Here is a 17,711-nt window from a genome sequence, read left to right on the forward strand (position 1 = left end):
GAAAAAAGGGCGCTTAATGGCGCCCTTGACGTTATTGACGCAGGTAGACCTGCGGCAGCGACACTTCGGGATGATGCACCACGCCGAGATCGGCCTGATACCAGCGGGTGAGGATCTCCGTCTGCAACACCTCCTGCGGCGTGCCGCTCGCCACCAGACGCCCCTGATGCAGCAGCAGGATCCTATCGGCGTACAGCGCGGCCAGATTAAGATCGTGCAGCACGCAGCAGACGCCCAGCGGCTGTTGGCGCGTCAGCGAGCGCAGCAGGCGCAGGGTGTGCTGCTGGTGGTACAGATCCAGCGCCGAGGTCGGCTCGTCGAGAAATAGCCAGGCGGGAGACGGCTGCGGTTGCCACAGCTGCGCCAACACCCGCGCCAGCTGTACCCGCTGCTGTTCGCCGCCGGACAGTTGGCGGTAGTCGCGCTGCGCCAGCGCCAGGCAGTCGGTCTGCGCCATCACCTGTTGGATCGCCTGATGCTCGTCGCGTTTGCCGTGCGGCGCCCGCCCCATGCTGACCACTTCCTCCACGCTGAACGGAAACGCCAGATCGCTGTACTGGCGCATCACGGCTCGGACTTTGGCCAACTGCTGCGGCGCCCACTGTTCCAGCGGGCGATCAAGCAGGCGACATTCGCCGCAGTCCGGCGTCAAATAGCCGGTCAGCAAGCGCAGCAGCGTCGATTTGCCGGCGCCGTTAGGGCCGATAATCGCCACCATTTCGCCGCCGGCGAGGCTGAGCGAAACGTCGTTGATCAAGCGGCGCGCACCGAGGCTGTAGCGCAGCTCTCGGGCCGTCAGGCAGGCGGCGTTATCCACCGGTTCGCTCCCGCTGGCGCATCACCAGCCACAAGAAGTAAGGACCGCCGATCAGGCTGGTCATCAACCCCACCGGCATTTCGGCCGGCGCCACCAGCGTGCGCGCCAGCGTATCGCTGACCAGCAGCAGACAGGCGCCGCCCAGCGCGGAGCAGGGCAGCAGCCAGCGGTGATCGCCGCCGAGGCGCATGCGCACCAGATGCGGCACCACCAAACCGACAAAGCCGATCACGCCGCTCATCGCTACCGCCGCGCCGATCAGCAAGGCGCTCAGCAACAGCAGCTGCAGCTTGGCGCGCTGGACGTTCACCCCGAGGTAGTGGGCCTCTTCGTCCCCCAGCTGCAACAGGTTCAGCCGGCGCGCCTGCAGCAGCGTCAGCAGCGCCGTAGGCAGGATCAGCGAGGCGGAAACCGCCAGCGTCGGCCACTGTGACTGGCTGAGGCTGCCCATCATCCACAGCGAGAACTGGCGCAGCTGTTGATCGCTGCTGACGTAAGAGAGCACGCCGATGGCCGCCATGCACAGGGCGTTGATGGCGATGCCCGCCAGCAGCAGCCGCGACAGATTGCCGTGCCCGCTGCGGCTGATGCCGTAGATCAATAGCGATACCAGCAGGCTGCCGAGGAACGCCGCCAGCATATGGCCGTACAGTGCGATCGTCACCGGCAACGCCAGCGGCATCACGATGAACAGAGCGACAAACAGCGCGCCGCCGCTGCTGATGCCCAGCAGGCTCGGATCCGCCAGCGGGTTGCGGAACAGCCCCTGCATCACCGCACCGGATACCGCCAGCGCGCAGCCGATCACCACCGCCAGCAGCACGCGCGGCAGGCGGATGTTCAACCAGATGTGCCAGGCGGCATCGCTGAAAGGTTCGCGCCACAGGGTGCGAAACGACAGCGTCAGCGCGCCCAGGTTGGCGGCGACCAGCGCCAGCAGCGTCAGCAACACCAGCAGACCGATGATGGCCAGCTGAGGCGAGGTGCGACAGCGCATTACTTTTGCTCCGCCGCGTGGCGCAGTTTGGCCAGCGCCGCCGGCGTTTCCAGACCGAAGCCCAGCAGCGCCATGTCATCGACGATCAGCACGCGGCGCTGCTTGCCCGCCGGCGTCAACGCCAGGCCCGGCAGCGTCCACAACTGCTGTTCGCCGCCGAGGGTGCGCACGCCGTCGGTAGTGACCAGCAACAGGTCCGGCGCGCTGGCGATGACGCCTTCCTGCGACAGCGGACGGTAGCGGTCAAAGCCCTGCATGGCGTTTTTCAGGCCGGCGGCGGCAATCACTGCGTCGGCGGCGGTGTGTTGCCCGGCGGCCATCGGCGTAATGCCGCCGTGGCTCATCACGAACAGCACTTTGATCGGCAGCGGGGAGGTATCGACCGCCGCCAGCTGTTGTCGATAGCGCTCGCTCAGCTGTTTGCCTTGCTCAACGCGCTGCAGCGCGGCGGCGATCGTAGCGATTTTCTGCGGCACCGCCTGCAGGGTGGTGTCACCCGGCACGCTGACCACGTTGACGCCGCTGTCCGCCAGCTGTTTGAGCACCAGCGCCGGCTGTGCCAGCTCGGTTGTCAGCACCAGCGTCGGCTTCAGCGCCAAAATGCCTTCGGCGTTCAGCTGGCGCATATAGCCGACGTCCGGCAGCTTTTTCACCGCTTCCGGATGCAGACTGGTGCTGTCGCGGGCGATCACTTCGTCGCCGGCGCCGAGCGCGAAGGCGATTTCCGTCACGTCGCCGCCGATCGAGACGATGCGCTGCGCCGCCGCAGCGGTGAGCGGCAGCGCCAGCGCCATCATCAACGCCAGGCGGCGGATCAAGGAAGATTTCATGCGGCGATGTCCTTGGCGGCGAGCGCGGCAACCTGCTCGCGCCACTGGGTTTGTTCCGGCTGCCCTTCGGTACGCTGGCCATACAGCTGCGCAATCTGCGTGCCATCGGCGGCGAACAACTCCAGGCTGGTGACGATGCCGTCTTTGGTCGGTTTGCGGGTGATCCAGCTTTCGGCGATGGCGTCTTCGATCAGGTGCAGCGTGAAGCGGCGGTTGAACACGTTGATCCAGCCTTCCTGCGGCATCAAACGTTCGATCTGGCCGGTGAAGATCTGCACGCAGCCGCGGTTGCCGACGAAGATCATGATCTCGTTCTGCTGCTGCTGCGCCGCTTCCAGCAGCTGCGACAGGGCGCTGTTGTCCACCTGATAGGCCAGATCGTCGCCGACGGCGCGGAACGCCTGCTGGCGCGTCAGTTTGTTGCGGCTGAGCAGTTGGAAGAACTGGTGAACGTCGGTCATCGCACGCCATTCACCGTCGATTTTGGCATGATCCTGCGTCGTTTCATCCGCGGTGCTCGCCTCGGCGGGCTGCAGCGCCAGCGCCGGATTTTCTTCGCTCAGGTGGCGTTCCACCAGTGCCATCCAGGCCGGCAGATCGGTCTCTTCGGTGGTGTAGACCTTGTGCAGCGCATCGCCCTGTTGGTCGAAGAACTGGATGCTGTGGCGCACGCCGCGCTTGTTGGTTTCGCTCATGGCGAAAACGCTGGTCCAGTGGTTGAGGAACAGGCGCAGATCCAGCTCGCGCGGGTTGAGGATCAGCCCGGCGTGGCCGTTGAGGTGCTGGTTGCGGTAGCGGCCCATCTGCTCATGCACCGCATAGCTGTTGCGGGTGATGGACTTGGTGACGCCGACCTGCTCAAGCTCGGTCAGCAGGGTGCGCGCGTCGGCCTGCAGGCGGCGAGTGTCGTGGCCGACGCGGGCGTGCGTTAGCTCTGCTTCGCTGACGCCGAGGATCGCCGCCAGATCGCGGGCGTATTTGCCGGGGTGATCGATTTTAGCCTGTTGGTAGCGTTCGTATAGGGTATTGCTCATGCGGAATTCTCCTGCGCTGTAATGCGAACGGCGGACAACCGGGTTGTCCGCCAGATAGTCAAATGATTACCACTGGTAGCTGACCAGCAGTTTGGCGTTGCGGCCATCCTGCGGGACGCCCTGCGGCGAGTAATATTCTTTGTCGAAGGCATTGCCCAGCACCACGGTGGTGGTCATGCCCTGCAGCCGATCGCGGCCCTTGTAGCTCAGATAGAAATCGTTGACGCCGTAGCCACCTTGCTCCGGCATCCCCGTTTGTACGCGGGTGGCGCGTTCGGCGAAAGTGGCGACCCAGCCGGCGGACAGACCGGTTTCGCCCAGCGGCACGTCCAGCGAGCTGGTGACGGTATCCGGGCTGATGTCGGCCAGCCAATCGCCGCTTTTCGCGTTCAATTCGCCATTGCGAGACTTGTCCTTGCCGCGTGTGCGGTTGTAAGCCAGATCCCAGTTAAACCACTTGGTCTGGTAGTTCAGCGAGGTGTCCCAACCCCAAATCTTGGCGCGAGAGATATTCGCTGAGGCGGTCTGCGTACGAGTGACATACATGAAGATGTAGTCTTTGGCGTCGGTATCGAAGTAACTGGCCTTGAATTGCAGGCTGTCATCCGCCAGCAGCAGGTCGTCGAAGCGCAGGCCGAAACCGGCTTCGGTGGTGCTGGTGGTTTCCGGCCGCAGATTCGGATTAGGCACCCAATAGTTACCGGGGAAGTGGCGCGAATCGTTGTACATCTCGCCCATGGTCGGAGCACGGAAGGCCTGGGAATAGGAGCCGAACAGCATCAGCCAGTCGGTCGGCGAGTAGCTCAGGGCGCCGCGGGACGACCATTTGTCGGCCTTGACGTCTTCGTGGCCTTGGCTGCTGCCTTTGTAATCGTCGTAGCGCGTGCCGGCCAGCACGGTGATCGGAATGTCGCGCAGCGTGATTTCATCCTGCAGCCAGCCGGAGGCGAAGTTGATCTTGGCCTGCGGGAAGCTGGTGGTGGCACCGCCCGGCTGCTGTTTCTGTTCATAGACCTCGGAGCCGTAGGTCAGCAGGTGTGACGCAAAGCTGTCGGCGAACAGACGCGTGCGGTTTTCCAGCTTGCCGCCGTTGGTGGTCTGCTTGCGGAATTCGTCGGTCGCGCCGGCGTTGTGCGCATTGATTTTGACTTCCGAGGTGTACAGTTTCGCGGTGGCGTCCAGCCAATCCTGGCCGACCGGCTTGAGCTTATAGCTCAGAGCGGCATCGCGCTGGATGGTGGAGCGGTTGGTCATCGGGTTGCCGCTCGAGCTGCCCGGCGTCTGCGGGTTTTTCGGTTCCTGGGCGCTGTTGTTGTAATAGCGCAGATCGCCGCTCAATGACTGATTGTCGTCGATTTTCCAGGTGCCTTTGGCCAGCACGTTGCTGATGGTTTCGTCGTTTGGCGCATCGAAGCCGTTGCCCTGACGCAGATTGCCGACGTCGCGGGTGCCGAACGACAGCAGGCCGTCGAGGTTATCGGTCTTGCCGTAAGCGCTGGCGCCCATGCCCAGGCTGTGATCGCCGGTGCCGGCGGTGCCGTAGACGCGGAACCCGGTATCGTGGCCCGGCAGCAGCAGATCGGCGGCATCGACGGTCTCGTAGGCGATGACGCCGCCCAGTGCGCCGCTGCCGTACAGCAACGCAGAGGGGCCGCGCACGATTTCAATGCGCTTGACCAGCGCCGGATCGAGGAAGGTGCCGCCGATGTGGCCGGTATCGGTACCCTGGCGGATGCCGTCGACCAGCGTCAGCACGCCGTTTTTGCCGTAGCCGCGCATCGTTACGTCCTGACCGTTGCTGCGCCCGGTGCCGTTGACGGTGATGCCCGGCACGCGGCGCAGCATATCGGCGGCCGAGGTGGCAGTCTGGCTTTCCGGCGAGTTGCCTTCGATGACCGTGACCATCATCGGCGCTTCAAAGCTGCTGCGTTGGTTACCGGTGGCGACCACCGTCATGGTCTCGTCGGCGGCTTTGGCTTTTTTAGCCGGCGCCGCGTTGGAAGAGGATGTTGTGCTGGTGTTTTGTGCCAAGGCCACCGTAGGCAGAGCGCAGGCAATCGCCAGACTCAAAGCGGAAAAACGCAGCCGGGTGGAAAATGTCAGAGGCATGGTGCAACTCTCCGTATGTAATAAAACATATCAATAGATTTGCTGGCTGCCTGGATCAAAAGATCGGGGTGGCTGGCGTTTGAGGATTCTGTGGTTATTTGGTCAGGATCAATTTCCCGGCTTTGGTCTGCCGTAGCTGATAGCGCTGGCCCTGATGGGTAATGAACGCGATGCCGTCGGTGCCGAGCAGCTGTGCGCTGTCGTAGCTGGGCGGCGCGTTTGCGCTGTGCTCGGTCGGGGCCGCGGCGGCGGGGGTAGGCGTGTTGGCAGTATCCATCATCATTGTGCTTATAAAACAGACCATTAAATGGTAATTAATATCAAACTGAGAATCATTATCATGTGAAGGAAAGGTTACATCAAGGAAAATTTTCTTACCGATGGAACCTTTTTGTCGAACGGACATCTGGCGGCGGGCCGAGCGCACTCGGCCCGTAAAAAAGGGGCGTTATTTCAGCAGGGTTTCGATGCGGTCAAACAGACGTTCGGGCTTGGTGATCGGCGCAAAGCGCGTGACGCGCTGGCCGTCGGCGGTAAGCAGAAACTTGGTGAAATTCCACTTGATGCGGCGGCTACCCAAAATGCCGGGCGCCAGGCGTTTCAGCTCATTGAACAGCGGGTGCGCGCCGGGGCCGTTAACGTCTATCTTGCTGAACAGCGGGAAACTGACGCCGTAGTTGAGGCTGCAAAAGTTGGCGATCTCCAGCGGGCTGCCCGGCTCCTGAGAACCAAACTGGTTGCAGGGGAAGCCGAGCACCACCAAGCCGCGTTCGCGATAGTATTGCCACAAATTTTCCAGCCCGCGGTATTGCGGGGTGAAGCCGCACTTGCTGGCGGTGTTGACCACCAGGTAAGCGCGCGCCGGGAAATCGCCCAGCGTTTTTTGCTCGCCCTGCAGCGTGACGCAGGGGATGGATAACAGAGAGTGAATCATGCCGGGGCTCCAGGTGCGTTTCGGCGGGTGCAAAGAGGTTGCAATCAGTATAGATGAGCGGGGCGGGAGGGATAAAGCCGGGGCGAAGCCCCGGCCTAGGTTGCGTCAGAAACGGCTATCGACCGCATCCGCCAGCATCGCCAGCAGCTGTTCGCTGTCGGACCAGCTCAGGCAAGGATCGGTGATCGACTGGCCATAGGTCAGCGGCTGGCCGGCGACGATTTTCTGCGTGCCTTCCACCAGGAAGCTTTCCGCCATCACGCCGGTGATGGCGGCGGAGCCGGCGCGGATCTGTTGGCAAACGTTGTCGGCCACTTCCAGCTGGCGGCGGTGCATCTTCTGGCAGTTGCCGTGGCTGAAGTCGATCACCAGGTGCTCCGGCAGATCGAACTCGCGCAGGCTGTCGCAGGCGGTAGCGATGTCGCTGGCGTGGTAGTTCGGCGTTTTGCCACCGCGCATGATGATGTGGCCATACGGGTTGCCGCTGGTCTGGTAGATGGTCATCTGGCCATGTTTGTCCGGCGACAGGAACATGTGCCCGGCGCGCGCCGCACGAATGGCGTCGATGGCGATGCGGGTGTTGCCGTCGGTGCCGTTTTTGAAGCCGACCGGGCAGGAGAGCGCCGAGGCCATTTCACGGTGGATCTGGCTTTCGGTGGTGCGTGCGCCGATGGCACCCCAGCTGATGAGATCGGCGATGTATTGGCCGACCACCATGTCCAGGAATTCGGTGGCGGTCGGCAGGCCGAGCTGGTTCACTTCCAGCAGCAGGCGGCGCGCCATTTCGATGCCGCGGTTGACCTGGAAGGTGCCGTCCAGCGCCGGATCGGAGATCAGGCCTTTCCAGCCGACGACGGTGCGCGGTTTTTCGAAGTAGGTGCGCATCACGATTTCCAGACGATCCTGGTAGCGTTCGCGCAGGGCGTTCAGCCGGCCGGCGTAATCGACGGCGGCGTCGAGATCGTGGATGGAGCAGGGGCCGATCACCACCAACAGGCGGCGGTCTTCACCGGTGAGGATTTTTTCAATGCGTTTTCGTGACGCTGTCACGTTATCGGCGACGGCCGCCGAGATCGGCAGCTTGTCTGCCAACGCTTGCGGCGTGACGAGGCTGTCGATGCGCGCGGTCCGCAGTTCATCTGTTTTGTACATGTTGTTCCCTGGAAACTGTTCTTCTCTGCGGCAGGAGTGCCGGGAAGTGATGGCGATCACAATAACGCAAAAAGCGCTGAATTCAACCGTAGAGATTGCGTTCTGTTGATCAAAGCCGCGAAAAAAAGCACAAAAAAATCAGCTGCTGCTGAAATAAACGGCAGGCGGCGGGGCGCGACGGCCCCGCGAGGAAAAGATCAGAACATGCGGCGGCTCATGCCGAGGATATCGAGGATTTTGGTGGAGATCTCTTCGACCGAATAGTTGGTGGTATTGAGATAGCGGATCTGGTTTTTGCGGAACAGCGCCTCGACCTCGGCGATCTCCATGCGGCACTGGCGCAATGAGGCGTAGCGGCTGTTTTCGCGCCGCTCTTCGCGGATCGCCGCCAGGCGCTCCGGATCGATGGTCAGGCCGAATAATTTATGCTGAAACGGTTTCAGCGAAGCCGGCAGGTGCAAATTGTCCATATCGTCGGCGATAAACGGATAGTTGGCGGCGCGGATGCCGAACTGCATCGCCAGATAGAGGCTGGTAGGGGTTTTGCCGCAGCGCGACACGCCGAGCAGGATCACCTGCGCCTGATCGAGGTTGCGCAGCGAAATGCCGTCATCGTGCGCCAGGGTATAGTCGATGGCGGCGATGCGCGCATCATACTTGCCGAGGTTGCTGGCGGTCAGGCCGTGGGTGCGGTTCGGCACCGGCGTCGGTTCTACGTCCAGCTCGCCCTGCAGCGGGCCGACCAGCGCCTGCACGATATCCTGGCAAAAGCCCTGGCTCTGGACGATCACATCTCGCACTTCCGGCGAGATGATGGAGTAAAACACCAGCGGCCGCACGCCGGTTTCATTATAGATATCATCGATTTGTTGGCGAACTGCGCGTGCGCGGGCCTCGGTTTCGACAAACGGCAAGGTGTACGTGGTCGCCGTGACCGGGAACTGCGACAGCACCGCGTGCCCCAGCACTTCGGCAGTGATCGCCGTACCATCCGAAATATAAAAAACGCTTCTTTCCACCCGAGGCTCCTTACCTGAGAACGGTGTTCCTGCTGTCATCACTGCCAATATCATGAGCCGCAGACGATTCGCCGGTAAAGGGGCGAGGGAAAAAATTGTGACGGCGGGGCGGTAAACCGCCTTGCGGCGGCGCGTGAAGAAAAGTGCATTTTGACGACGGTAAAAATCGTGGCGCAGCGACGCTTTTCGATCCGAAACGCAAATTTGCCGCTATTTTCACCAAAAACGGTAGCGTTTGCGTGGTCATTAAAACAGAAGTTTAAAAAGAACGTAATTTGTTGAGAACTAAGCTTTTCGTGCGATTGGGAACGGTTCCCAGGCAAATCAGCCGGTTAGGACATTCTCTTAAAAACCACTTTCTTCAGTGGGTTGATCGATTCACCTTTCCATTTTCCCCAGATCAGTGTGCTAGTCTGATTCGGCTCCGTGTTAGCGGCGCCGTAAAGCAAGCGAATTAAATCCGTCTTTACCCTACTGATAGCAATAAGGATTGTCTCGATGTCCAACAATGGCCCAGACTTGCGTAATGTGCTTTGGTACAACCAGCTTGGCATGCACGACGTTGACCGTGTCGGCGGCAAAAACGCCTCCCTCGGTGAAATGATCACCAATCTTTCCGATTTGGGCGTGGCCGTGCCAAACGGTTTTGCCACCACCGCACAGGCGTTTAACGATTTCCTCGAACAAAGCGGTGTTAACCAGCGCATCTATCAGCTACTGGATCAGACCGACGTTGACGACGTTGCACAACTGGCCAAGGCCGGCGCCCAGATCCGCCAATGGGTGATCGACACGCCGTTCCACGCCGAGTTCGAACGTGAAATTCATCAGGCTTACCAACAGCTCGCCGATGGCGAACCGGAAGCCTCTTTTGCGGTGCGCTCCTCCGCCACGGCGGAAGACATGCCGGACGCGTCCTTTGCCGGCCAGCAGGAAACCTTCCTCAACGTGCAGGGCATCGACGCCGTGATGGTGGCGATCAAGCACGTGTTCGCGTCGCTGTTCAACGACCGCGCCATCTCGTATCGCGTGCATCAGGGCTATGACCACCGCGGCGTGGCGCTGTCGGCGGGTGTACAGCGGATGGTGCGCTCCGATCTGGCCTCCTCGGGCGTGATGTTCACCATCGACACTGAGTCCGGCTTTGATCAGGTGGTATTCATCACCTCCGCCTTCGGCCTGGGCGAAATGGTGGTGCAGGGCGCGGTGAACCCGGATGAGTTCTACGTGCACAAACCGACGCTGCAAAACGGCAAGCCGGCGATCGTGCGCCGCAACCTGGGCTCGAAAAAGATCCGCATGGTGTACGCACCGTCGCAGGATCACGGCAAGCAGGTGCGCATCGAAGACGTGCCGGAAGCGCAGCGCAGCCGTTTCTCGCTGACGGATGAAGAAGTGCAGGCGCTGGCGCAGCAGGCGATCCTGATCGAAAAACATTACGGTCGCCCGATGGATATCGAGTGGGCGAAAGACGGCCATACCGGCAAGCTGCTGATCGTGCAGGCACGCCCGGAGACCGTACGCTCCAACGAGCAGACCATGGAGCGCTACCAGCTGAACGGCTCCAGCCCGGTGCTGGTGGAAGGCCGCGCCATCGGCCACCGCATCGGCGCCGGCCCGGTGAAAGTGATCCACGACATCAGCGAAATGGATCGCATCCAGCCGGGCGACGTGTTGGTCACCGACATGACCGACCCGGATTGGGAACCGATCATGAAGAAAGCCGCCGCGATCGTCACCAACCGCGGCGGGCGCACCTGCCACGCGGCGATCATCGCCCGTGAACTGGGCATTCCGGCGGTGGTGGGCTGTGGCCACGCCACCGACGTGCTGAAAGACGGCCAGAAAGTCACCGTCTCCTGCGCGGAAGGCGACACCGGTTTCGTTTACAGCGATATGCTGGACTTCAGCGTGCAGAGCTCCGAAGTGACCGAGCTGCCTGATCTGCCGCTGAAGATCATGATGAACGTCGGCAACCCGGATCGCGCCTTCGACTTCGCGCGTTTGCCGAATGAAGGCGTGGGCCTGGCGCGGCTGGAATTTATCATCAACCGCATGATCGGCGTGCACCCGCGCGCGCTGCTGGAGTTTGACCAGCAGACGCCGGCGCTGCAAAACGAAATTCGCGCGCTGATGCAGGGTTACGATCATCCGGTCGAGTTCTACGTCGGCCGTCTGACCGAGGGCATCGCGACGCTGGGCGCCGCGTTCTGGCCGAAGCGCGTGATTGTGCGTCTGTCCGACTTTAAATCCAACGAGTACGCCAACCTGGTGGGCGGCGACAAGTATGAACCGCACGAAGAGAACCCGATGCTGGGCTTCCGTGGTGCCGGCCGTTACGTGGCCGACAGCTTCCGCGATTGCTTCGCGCTGGAGTGCGAGGCGGTGAAACGCGTGCGTAACGAAATGGGGCTGACCAACGTCGAAATCATGGTGCCGTTCGTGCGCACCGTGGCGCAGGCGGAAGCGGTGGTGGCCGAGCTGGCGCGTCAGGGGCTGAAGCGCGGCGAGAACGGGCTGAAAGTGATCATGATGTGCGAGATCCCGTCCAATGCGCTGTTGGCGGATCAGTTCCTCGAGCACTTCGACGGCTTCTCCATCGGTTCCAACGACATGACCCAGCTGGCGCTGGGGCTGGATCGCGACTCCGGCGTGGTGTCGGAGCTGTTCGACGAACGCAACGAGGCGGTGAAAGCGCTGCTGTCGATGGCGATTCAGGCGGCCAAGCGCCACGGCAAATACGTCGGCATCTGCGGCCAGGGCCCATCCGACCACGAAGACTTCGCCGAGTGGCTGATGGAGCAGGGCATCGACAGCCTGTCGCTCAATCCGGACACCGTGGTGCAGACCTGGATCAATTTGTCGAAAAAGAAATAATGTCTCGGCATCGCTAAGGCATTAACGCCAGGCCGCAGTTTACGCTGCGGCCTTTTTATTTCTGAATGTAAATAACGGCGCGTAAAATAATCAATTTGGCGAAAAAAGAATAAAAAAAAGCCCACCGTAGGAGATGGGCAAAGACTACACACAGCAATTCACATGTATGGCATTACATAGTTCAGAAAGGTTGCTTTAAAATCAGTGATTTGAAGCAATAGATGGCCATAATACTAGATTTTTGAACGCGACTAGTCATTAAGAATCATCCTAATCGATAGCGGCATCACATTTTATTTGCGGTCGTTATCTCTTTTTGCCGCTTGCAATAAACAGGGATTTACATTGCACCTTTCATTCGCCGAGCCCCAATCAATATAGGGCGGCATTATATTTGGCGTAGATATTACTCGAATGAGGTAGGAATAATGACGGGGCGAAATATTCCGCCCGACGATGCGGGCGGAAGGGGGGGATTAGCGTTTTTCCAGATCTTCGATGACTTGCTCCGGCGCGGTGGTCGGCTCCGGCGCTTCATTCATCCAGGCGGTCAGCAGGCGATAAGATACCGCCAACACCACCGGACCGATGAACAGGCCAATCATGCCGAAGGCCAGCAAACCGCCGATAACGCCGGAGAGGATCAGCAGCAGCGGCAGATCGGCGCCCATGCGGATCAGCACCGGGCGCAGCACGTTATCCAGCGTGGCTACCACGCAGCTCCAGACCAGCAGCACGGTGCCCCAGGTGGTATCGCCATGCCAGTACAGCCAGATAATGGCCGGCACCAGCACCAACAGCGGCCCCAATTGCGCCACGCAGCAGATAAAGATCAGCATCGTCAACAGGGTGGCGGCCGGAATGCCGCTCACCGCCAGACCGATACCGCCCAGCACCGACTGTACCAGCGCCGTCACCACCACGCCCAGCGCGACGGCGCGGATCGCCTGGCCGCCCAACAGCACCGCCGCATCGCCGCGCGCAGAACCGAGGCGCACCGCAAAGTGGCGGATACCCAGTGCCACCTGCTCGCCGCGCGCATACAGCAATGCGCTGAACAGCAACATCAGCGCGCAGTGCAGCAGCAGACGGCCGATATGCGCCGCCTGCGCCACGAACCAGGTGGCGGTCTGGCCGAAGTACGGCTGCACCTTCGCCAGCAGCGCGGCGCCGCCGGCGTTAACCAGCGTGTGATAGCTGGTGTAGAGCCTGTCGCCGATCATCGGCACGGACTGCAGCCAGGCGAGGTCGGGAATGTGCAGCTTGCCCGGTGAACTGGCCCAGGCGATCAGCGGCGCGCTGTTATCCACCACGCTGCTGATCAGCAGGGAGATTGGCAGAATGAACAGTAGGATCAGCAGCAGGGTCATGACCAAAACCGCCAGCGAACGGCGGCCCCACAGCAGTTTTTGCAGTTTGAGCAGCAGCGGCCAGGTGGCGATCACCACCATGCCCGCCCAGGCGAAGCCGAGAATAAACGGTTGGATCACCCAAAAACAGGCGACGATCATGATGGCGATAAACAGCACGCCGAAAATAATTCGCGGTAAGTCGTAACGCGATTGCGGGAGTGGCATCAGTGGCTTCTCATCCTGGTCAATTAAATCCCTGGCACCGGGGAATCGGGGTGCCTGTCGGTCGGTTTCTCACCGCCGGGCGGCCGCCTGTGGCGGCGCTCGCAGGGCGGTAATAATGTGAATGCCTTCACTAAACGAGTATGTTAGTTTTTAGTGTCACTAAAAAATAGGGTGGGTCTGAATTAAAGGCCCGATTCAGCGTACATCAGCGCATAAAAAATAGACGGACAGGGTCAAAAAAGCGAATGATCCCACAGATTTCTCAGGCGCCCGGCCTCGTTCAACGGGTGCTCGACTTTTTGGAAGCACTGAAGCAAAACGGATTCAACGGCGACACCGCCACCAGCTACGCTGACCGGCTGACGATGGCCACCGACAACAGCATCTATCAGCTGTTGCCCGATGCGGTGGTGTTCCCCCGTTCCACCGCCGACGTGGCGCTGATCGCCCGCCTGGCCGGGGAAGAGCGATTCAAGACGCTGACCTTCAGCCCACGCGGCGGCGGCACCGGCACCAACGGCCAGTCGCTCAATACCGGCATCGTGGTCGATATGTCGCGCCATATGAACCGCATTCTGGAGATCAACGTCGAACAAGGCTGGGTAAAAGTCGAAGCCGGGGTGATCAAGGATCAGCTGAATCAATACCTGCGGCCGTTCGGCTACTTCTTCTCGCCGGAACTGTCCACCAGCAACCGCGCCACGCTGGGCGGCATGATCAACACCGACGCCTCCGGCCAGGGCTCGCTGGTGTACGGCAAAACCTCCGATCACGTATTAGGCCTGCGGGCGGTGCTGCTCGGCGGCGAGATGATCGACACCCGCGCTATGCCGACGGCGCTGGCGGAAACGATTGCTCTGGAAGAGACCGCCGAAGGGCGCATCTACCGCACGGTGCTCAACCGCTGCCGCGAGCAGCGTGCGCTGATCCTGGAGAAATTCCCCAAGCTCAACCGCTTCCTCACCGGTTACGATCTGCGCCACGTGCTGAGCGACGATCTGCAAACCTTCGATCTGACGCGCATCCTGACCGGCGCCGAAGGCACGCTGGCGTTTATCACCGAGGCGCGGCTGGACATCACGCCGCTGCCGAAAGTGCGCCGTTTGGTTAACGTAAAATACGACTCCTTCGACTCGGCGCTGCGCAATGCACCCTTTATGGTCGAAGCCAAGGCGCTGTCGGTGGAAACCATCGATTCCAAGGTGCTGAACCTGGCGCGTGAAGACATCGTTTGGCACTCGGTGAACGAACTGATCGCCGACGTGCCGGATAAAGAGATGCTCGGGCTGAACATCGTCGAGTTCGCCGGTGACGATCGGGCGCTGATCGACGGCCAGATGGAAACCCTGTGCCAACGGCTGGACGAACTGATCGCGCAGCGGCAGGGCGGCGTGATCGGTTACCAAATCTGCGGCGATCTGGCGGGCATCGAGCGCATTTACAACATGCGCAAGAAGGCGGTTGGGCTGCTGGGCAACGCCAAAGGGCGCGCCAAGCCGATTCCGTTCGCCGAGGACACCTGCGTGCCGCCGCAACACCTGGCGGACTATATCGTCGAATTCCGTCAACTGCTCGACGACCACCACCTGAGCTACGGCATGTTCGGCCACGTCGATGCCGGGGTGCTGCACGTGCGCCCGGCGCTCGACATGTGCGACCCGCAGCAGGAGGTGCTGATGAAGCAGATCTCCGATCGGGTGGTGGCGCTGACCGCCAAATACGGCGGCCTGCTGTGGGGGGAGCACGGCAAGGGGTTCCGCGCGGAATACAGCCCTGAGTTCTTCGGCGAAACGCTGTATGAAGAGCTGCGCCGCATCAAGGCGGCATTCGATCCGGATAACCGCCTGAACCCGGGCAAGATCTGTTCGCCGCTGGCGGTGGATGCGCCGATGATGCAGGTGGACGCGGTCAAGCGCGGCACCTTCGATCGCCAGATCCCGGTCGAGGTGCGCACCTCATTCCGCGGCGCGCTGGAGTGTAACGGCAACGGCCTGTGCTTCAACTTCGACGTGCGCAGCCCGATGTGCCCGTCGATGAAGATCAGCGGCAACCGCATTCATTCACCGAAAGGGCGGGCGACGCTGGTGCGCGAGTGGCTGCGTCTGTTGGCCGAGCAGGGCGTCGATCCTTTGGCGCTGGAAAAACAGTTGCCGCAGCAGCGAGTCAGCCTGCGCGGTTTGATCGAAAAGACCCGCAACAGCTGGCACGCGGGCAAGGGCGAGTATGACTTCTCGCACGAAGTGAAAGAGGCGATGTCCGGCTGCCTGGCCTGCAAGGCCTGCTCCACCCAGTGCCCGATCAAGATTGACGTGCCGGGATTCCGTTCGCGCTTCCTGCAGCTCTACCACACCCGCTATCTGCGCCCGGTAAGCGACTACATGGTCGCCGGTGTGGAGAGCTATACCCCGTTGATGGCCCGCGCGCCGAAGGTGTTCAACTTCTTCTTCCGCCAGCCGTGGCTGCGGGAGATGAGCCGCAACGCCATCGGCATGGTCGATCTGCCGCTGCTGTCCAGCCCGACGCTGCGTCAGCAGCTGTCCGGCCACCGCGCGACCACGCTGACGCTGGAGCAGCTGGAAGGGCTGAGCGCCGAGCAGCGCGCAGAACACGTGCTTATCGTCCAGGATCCGTTCACCAGCTATTACGACGCCAAAGTGGTGGCGGACTTTGTCAGGCTGGTGGAGAAGCTCGGCTATCAACCGGTGCTGCTGCCGTTCTCGCCGAACGGTAAGGCGCAGCATGTGAAAGGTTTCCTGACGCGCTTTGCCCGTACCGCGCGCAAAACCGCCGATTTCCTCAACCGTGTGGCGCAGCTCGGCATGCCGCTGGTGGGCGTTGATCCGGCGCTGGTGCTGTGCTACCGCGACGAATACCGCGAGATCCTCGGTGCCGAACGCGGCGATTTCCAGGTGCAGCTGGTGCATGAATGGCTGCAGCAGCGGATTGCGGATCGCGCCGAACAGCCGGCGACCGGCGAGCCGTGGTATCTGTTCGGCCACTGCACCGAAACCACCGCGCTGCCGGCCAGCGGCCAACAGTGGGCGGCGATCTTCGCCCGATTCGGCGCCAAACTGGAGAACGTCAGCGTCGGCTGCTGCGGCATGGCGGGCACTTACGGCCATGAAGCCAAGAACCTGCAAAACTCGCTCGGCATTTATGAGCTATCATGGCATCCGACGCTGCAGCGTTTGCCGCGGCAGCGCTGCCTGGCGACCGGCTATTCCTGCCGCAGCCAGGTGAAACGCATCGAGGGCAATGGCGTGCGCCACCCATTACAGGCACTTCTGGAGATGATTGAGTGAAATTGTGGAAACGTGAAACATCGCTGGAGCAGCTGAACCGCGCCGGCGACGGCTGCATGGTCAGCCATGTGGGCATCGAGTTTACCCAACTGGGCGAAGATTTCCTCGAGGCCACCATGCCGGTCGATGGCCGCACCCGGCAGCCGTTCGGGCTGTTGCACGGCGGGGCATCGGTGGTGTTGGCGGAGTCGATGGGATCGATGGCCGGCTACCTGTGCAGCGAAGGCGAGCAGAAAGTGGTGGGGCTGGAGATCAACGCCAACCACCTGCGCGCGGTGTTCGATGGCCAGGTGCGCGGGGTGTGTCGCGCACTGCACGTCGGCCGTCGCCATCAGGTGTGGCAAATCGAGATCTTCGACGCGCGCGATCGGCTGTGCTGCACCTCGCGTCTGACCACGGCGGTCATCGACTGATTCCCGCCGGTTTCCGCAGGCGTTCGGCCTGCGGAGCCTTTCGCCTTACAGCTGAAACGGCACGCGTTTGACGAAGTCCTTTTGAAACGCGTTCGCCTTCTCCCAGGTGCCTTCCATTGCATATTTTTGGCAGATCAGCGTCAGCGTGTGGCGGGCGAAGTGGTAGCTTTGCACCCGAAACAGCTGGCAGCGCTGTGGGTTGTTGATCTCGACGATCAGCCGGTTGTGCAGCTTGCTGAGCGCGTGCAGGTAGCTGTCGTCGTCGCCGTTCTCCAGACACAGATTGGCCATGGTGAGGCTGACGCTGTTGTACCGCTTCAGATGGTCGATATTGCATTCCGGGCGCCGCAGCGCCGCTTCGGCCATATAAAAGTCCACCGTGGCGTCGCGCACGCTGAATTTGTATTCATCAATCTTGCCCAGCAACCATGCGTTGATCGAAAGAGTCATTGGCTTCGCGCTCAAATTCAAATTGAATGATAATCATTATCATATAAACTGCCGCGTTGCCGATCAATCCCGGCGCGGCGTTTTTTTATTGCTCAGGAGGGTAAAAGACCGCCGCCGACCCAACTTAATCCTGAGCGACTAAACTTTAACCTGAGGGCCGCGCGCTTGCGCCGCGCCACGAAATGCCGATAAACGCACAT

The 17,711-nt window shown here is 61.3% G+C and carries 14 protein-coding genes and 1 other RNA gene; 3 read left to right on the forward strand and 12 right to left on the reverse strand.

What is annotated here, in order from left to right:
• Nucleotides 1-31: 31 nt before the first annotated feature.
• The 9 genes from V8N38_RS11050 to V8N38_RS11090 all read right to left on the reverse strand — a co-directional run bounded on the left by V8N38_RS11050 (nucleotide 32) and on the right by V8N38_RS11090 (nucleotide 8,931).
• On the reverse strand, nucleotides 32-817 hold the full coding sequence (locus V8N38_RS11050; protein ID WP_049198604.1) for a heme ABC transporter ATP-binding protein: 786 nt from the start codon (nucleotides 815-817) through the stop codon (nucleotides 32-34).
• Entirely contained in the window at nucleotides 810-1,814 is a 1,005-nt protein-coding gene (locus V8N38_RS11055) for a FecCD family ABC transporter permease (RefSeq protein WP_016927948.1), read from the reverse strand. Before V8N38_RS11055 ends, V8N38_RS11050 begins: the two co-directional genes overlap by 8 nt.
• Nucleotides 1,814-2,644 (reverse strand): heme/hemin ABC transporter substrate-binding protein, encoded by an 831-nt coding sequence (locus tag V8N38_RS11060; RefSeq protein ID WP_064291077.1) that lies wholly within the window; start codon nucleotides 2,642-2,644, stop codon nucleotides 1,814-1,816. The genes V8N38_RS11055 and V8N38_RS11060 overlap by 1 nt, the downstream gene beginning before the upstream one ends.
• Nucleotides 2,641-3,678 (reverse strand): hemin-degrading factor, encoded by a 1,038-nt coding sequence (locus V8N38_RS11065; protein ID WP_049271968.1) that lies wholly within the window; start codon nucleotides 3,676-3,678, stop codon nucleotides 2,641-2,643. The genes V8N38_RS11060 and V8N38_RS11065 overlap by 4 nt, the downstream gene beginning before the upstream one ends.
• 66 nt (nucleotides 3,679-3,744) lie before the next feature.
• Nucleotides 3,745-5,787: a TonB-dependent hemoglobin/transferrin/lactoferrin family receptor gene (locus tag V8N38_RS11070; RefSeq protein ID WP_060440065.1), complete on the reverse strand. Its 2,043-nt coding sequence runs from the start codon at nucleotides 5,785-5,787 to the stop codon at nucleotides 3,745-3,747.
• Nucleotides 5,788-5,881: 94 nt separating this feature from the next.
• A complete protein-coding gene (hemP, locus tag V8N38_RS11075) occupies nucleotides 5,882-6,064 on the reverse strand; it encodes a hemin uptake protein HemP (RefSeq protein WP_043141213.1) in 183 nt (60 codons plus the stop codon).
• A gap of 171 nt (nucleotides 6,065-6,235) precedes the next feature.
• Nucleotides 6,236-6,721, reverse strand: a complete 486-nt coding sequence (locus V8N38_RS11080; protein ID WP_038871031.1) for a glutathione peroxidase — start codon at nucleotides 6,719-6,721, stop codon at nucleotides 6,236-6,238.
• A 105-nt stretch (nucleotides 6,722-6,826) separates the two neighbouring features.
• Nucleotides 6,827-7,873: a 3-deoxy-7-phosphoheptulonate synthase gene (locus V8N38_RS11085; RefSeq protein WP_038871025.1), complete on the reverse strand. Its 1,047-nt coding sequence runs from the start codon at nucleotides 7,871-7,873 to the stop codon at nucleotides 6,827-6,829.
• A 197-nt stretch (nucleotides 7,874-8,070) separates the two neighbouring features.
• The gene (locus V8N38_RS11090; RefSeq protein WP_162215433.1) at nucleotides 8,071-8,931 is read right to left on the reverse strand and encodes a pyruvate, water dikinase regulatory protein; all 861 of its coding nucleotides are present in this window, start codon (nucleotides 8,929-8,931) and stop codon (nucleotides 8,071-8,073) included.
• Between the two features lie 459 nt (nucleotides 8,932-9,390).
• Here V8N38_RS11090 and ppsA point away from each other — a divergent pair, with 459 nt between their 5' ends.
• Nucleotides 9,391-11,769, forward strand: coding sequence for a phosphoenolpyruvate synthase (ppsA, locus tag V8N38_RS11095; RefSeq protein ID WP_060419199.1), 2,379 nt, complete (start codon nucleotides 9,391-9,393; stop codon nucleotides 11,767-11,769).
• Between the two features lie 109 nt (nucleotides 11,770-11,878).
• Here the strand turns inward: ppsA and rprA are convergent.
• Nucleotides 11,879-11,988, reverse strand: an RNA gene (rprA, locus tag V8N38_RS11100) — antisense sRNA RprA.
• Nucleotides 11,989-12,245: 257 nt separating this feature from the next.
• Nucleotides 12,246-13,346 (reverse strand): AI-2E family transporter YdiK, encoded by a 1,101-nt coding sequence (gene ydiK / locus V8N38_RS11105; RefSeq protein ID WP_055317060.1) that lies wholly within the window; start codon nucleotides 13,344-13,346, stop codon nucleotides 12,246-12,248.
• A gap of 245 nt (nucleotides 13,347-13,591) precedes the next feature.
• On the opposite strand from ydiK, the gene V8N38_RS11110 reads away from it, so the two are divergent.
• Together V8N38_RS11110 and menI are read left to right on the forward strand one after the other, a co-directional pair.
• A complete protein-coding gene (locus tag V8N38_RS11110) occupies nucleotides 13,592-16,648 on the forward strand; it encodes an FAD-binding and (Fe-S)-binding domain-containing protein (protein ID WP_147840228.1) in 3,057 nt (1,018 codons plus the stop codon).
• Nucleotides 16,645-17,061, forward strand: coding sequence for a 1,4-dihydroxy-2-naphthoyl-CoA hydrolase (menI, locus tag V8N38_RS11115; protein ID WP_016927938.1), 417 nt, complete (start codon nucleotides 16,645-16,647; stop codon nucleotides 17,059-17,061). The genes V8N38_RS11110 and menI overlap by 4 nt, the downstream gene beginning before the upstream one ends.
• A gap of 45 nt (nucleotides 17,062-17,106) precedes the next feature.
• On the opposite strand, the gene V8N38_RS11120 is transcribed toward menI, so the two are convergent.
• Entirely contained in the window at nucleotides 17,107-17,511 is a 405-nt protein-coding gene (locus V8N38_RS11120) for a hypothetical protein (RefSeq protein WP_047727659.1), read from the reverse strand.
• Nucleotides 17,512-17,711: the final 200 nt, after the last annotated feature.

The sequence above is a fragment of the Serratia nevei genome, assembly GCF_037948395.1.
In the GTDB taxonomy this organism is placed as follows: domain Bacteria; phylum Pseudomonadota; class Gammaproteobacteria; order Enterobacterales; family Enterobacteriaceae; genus Serratia; species Serratia nevei.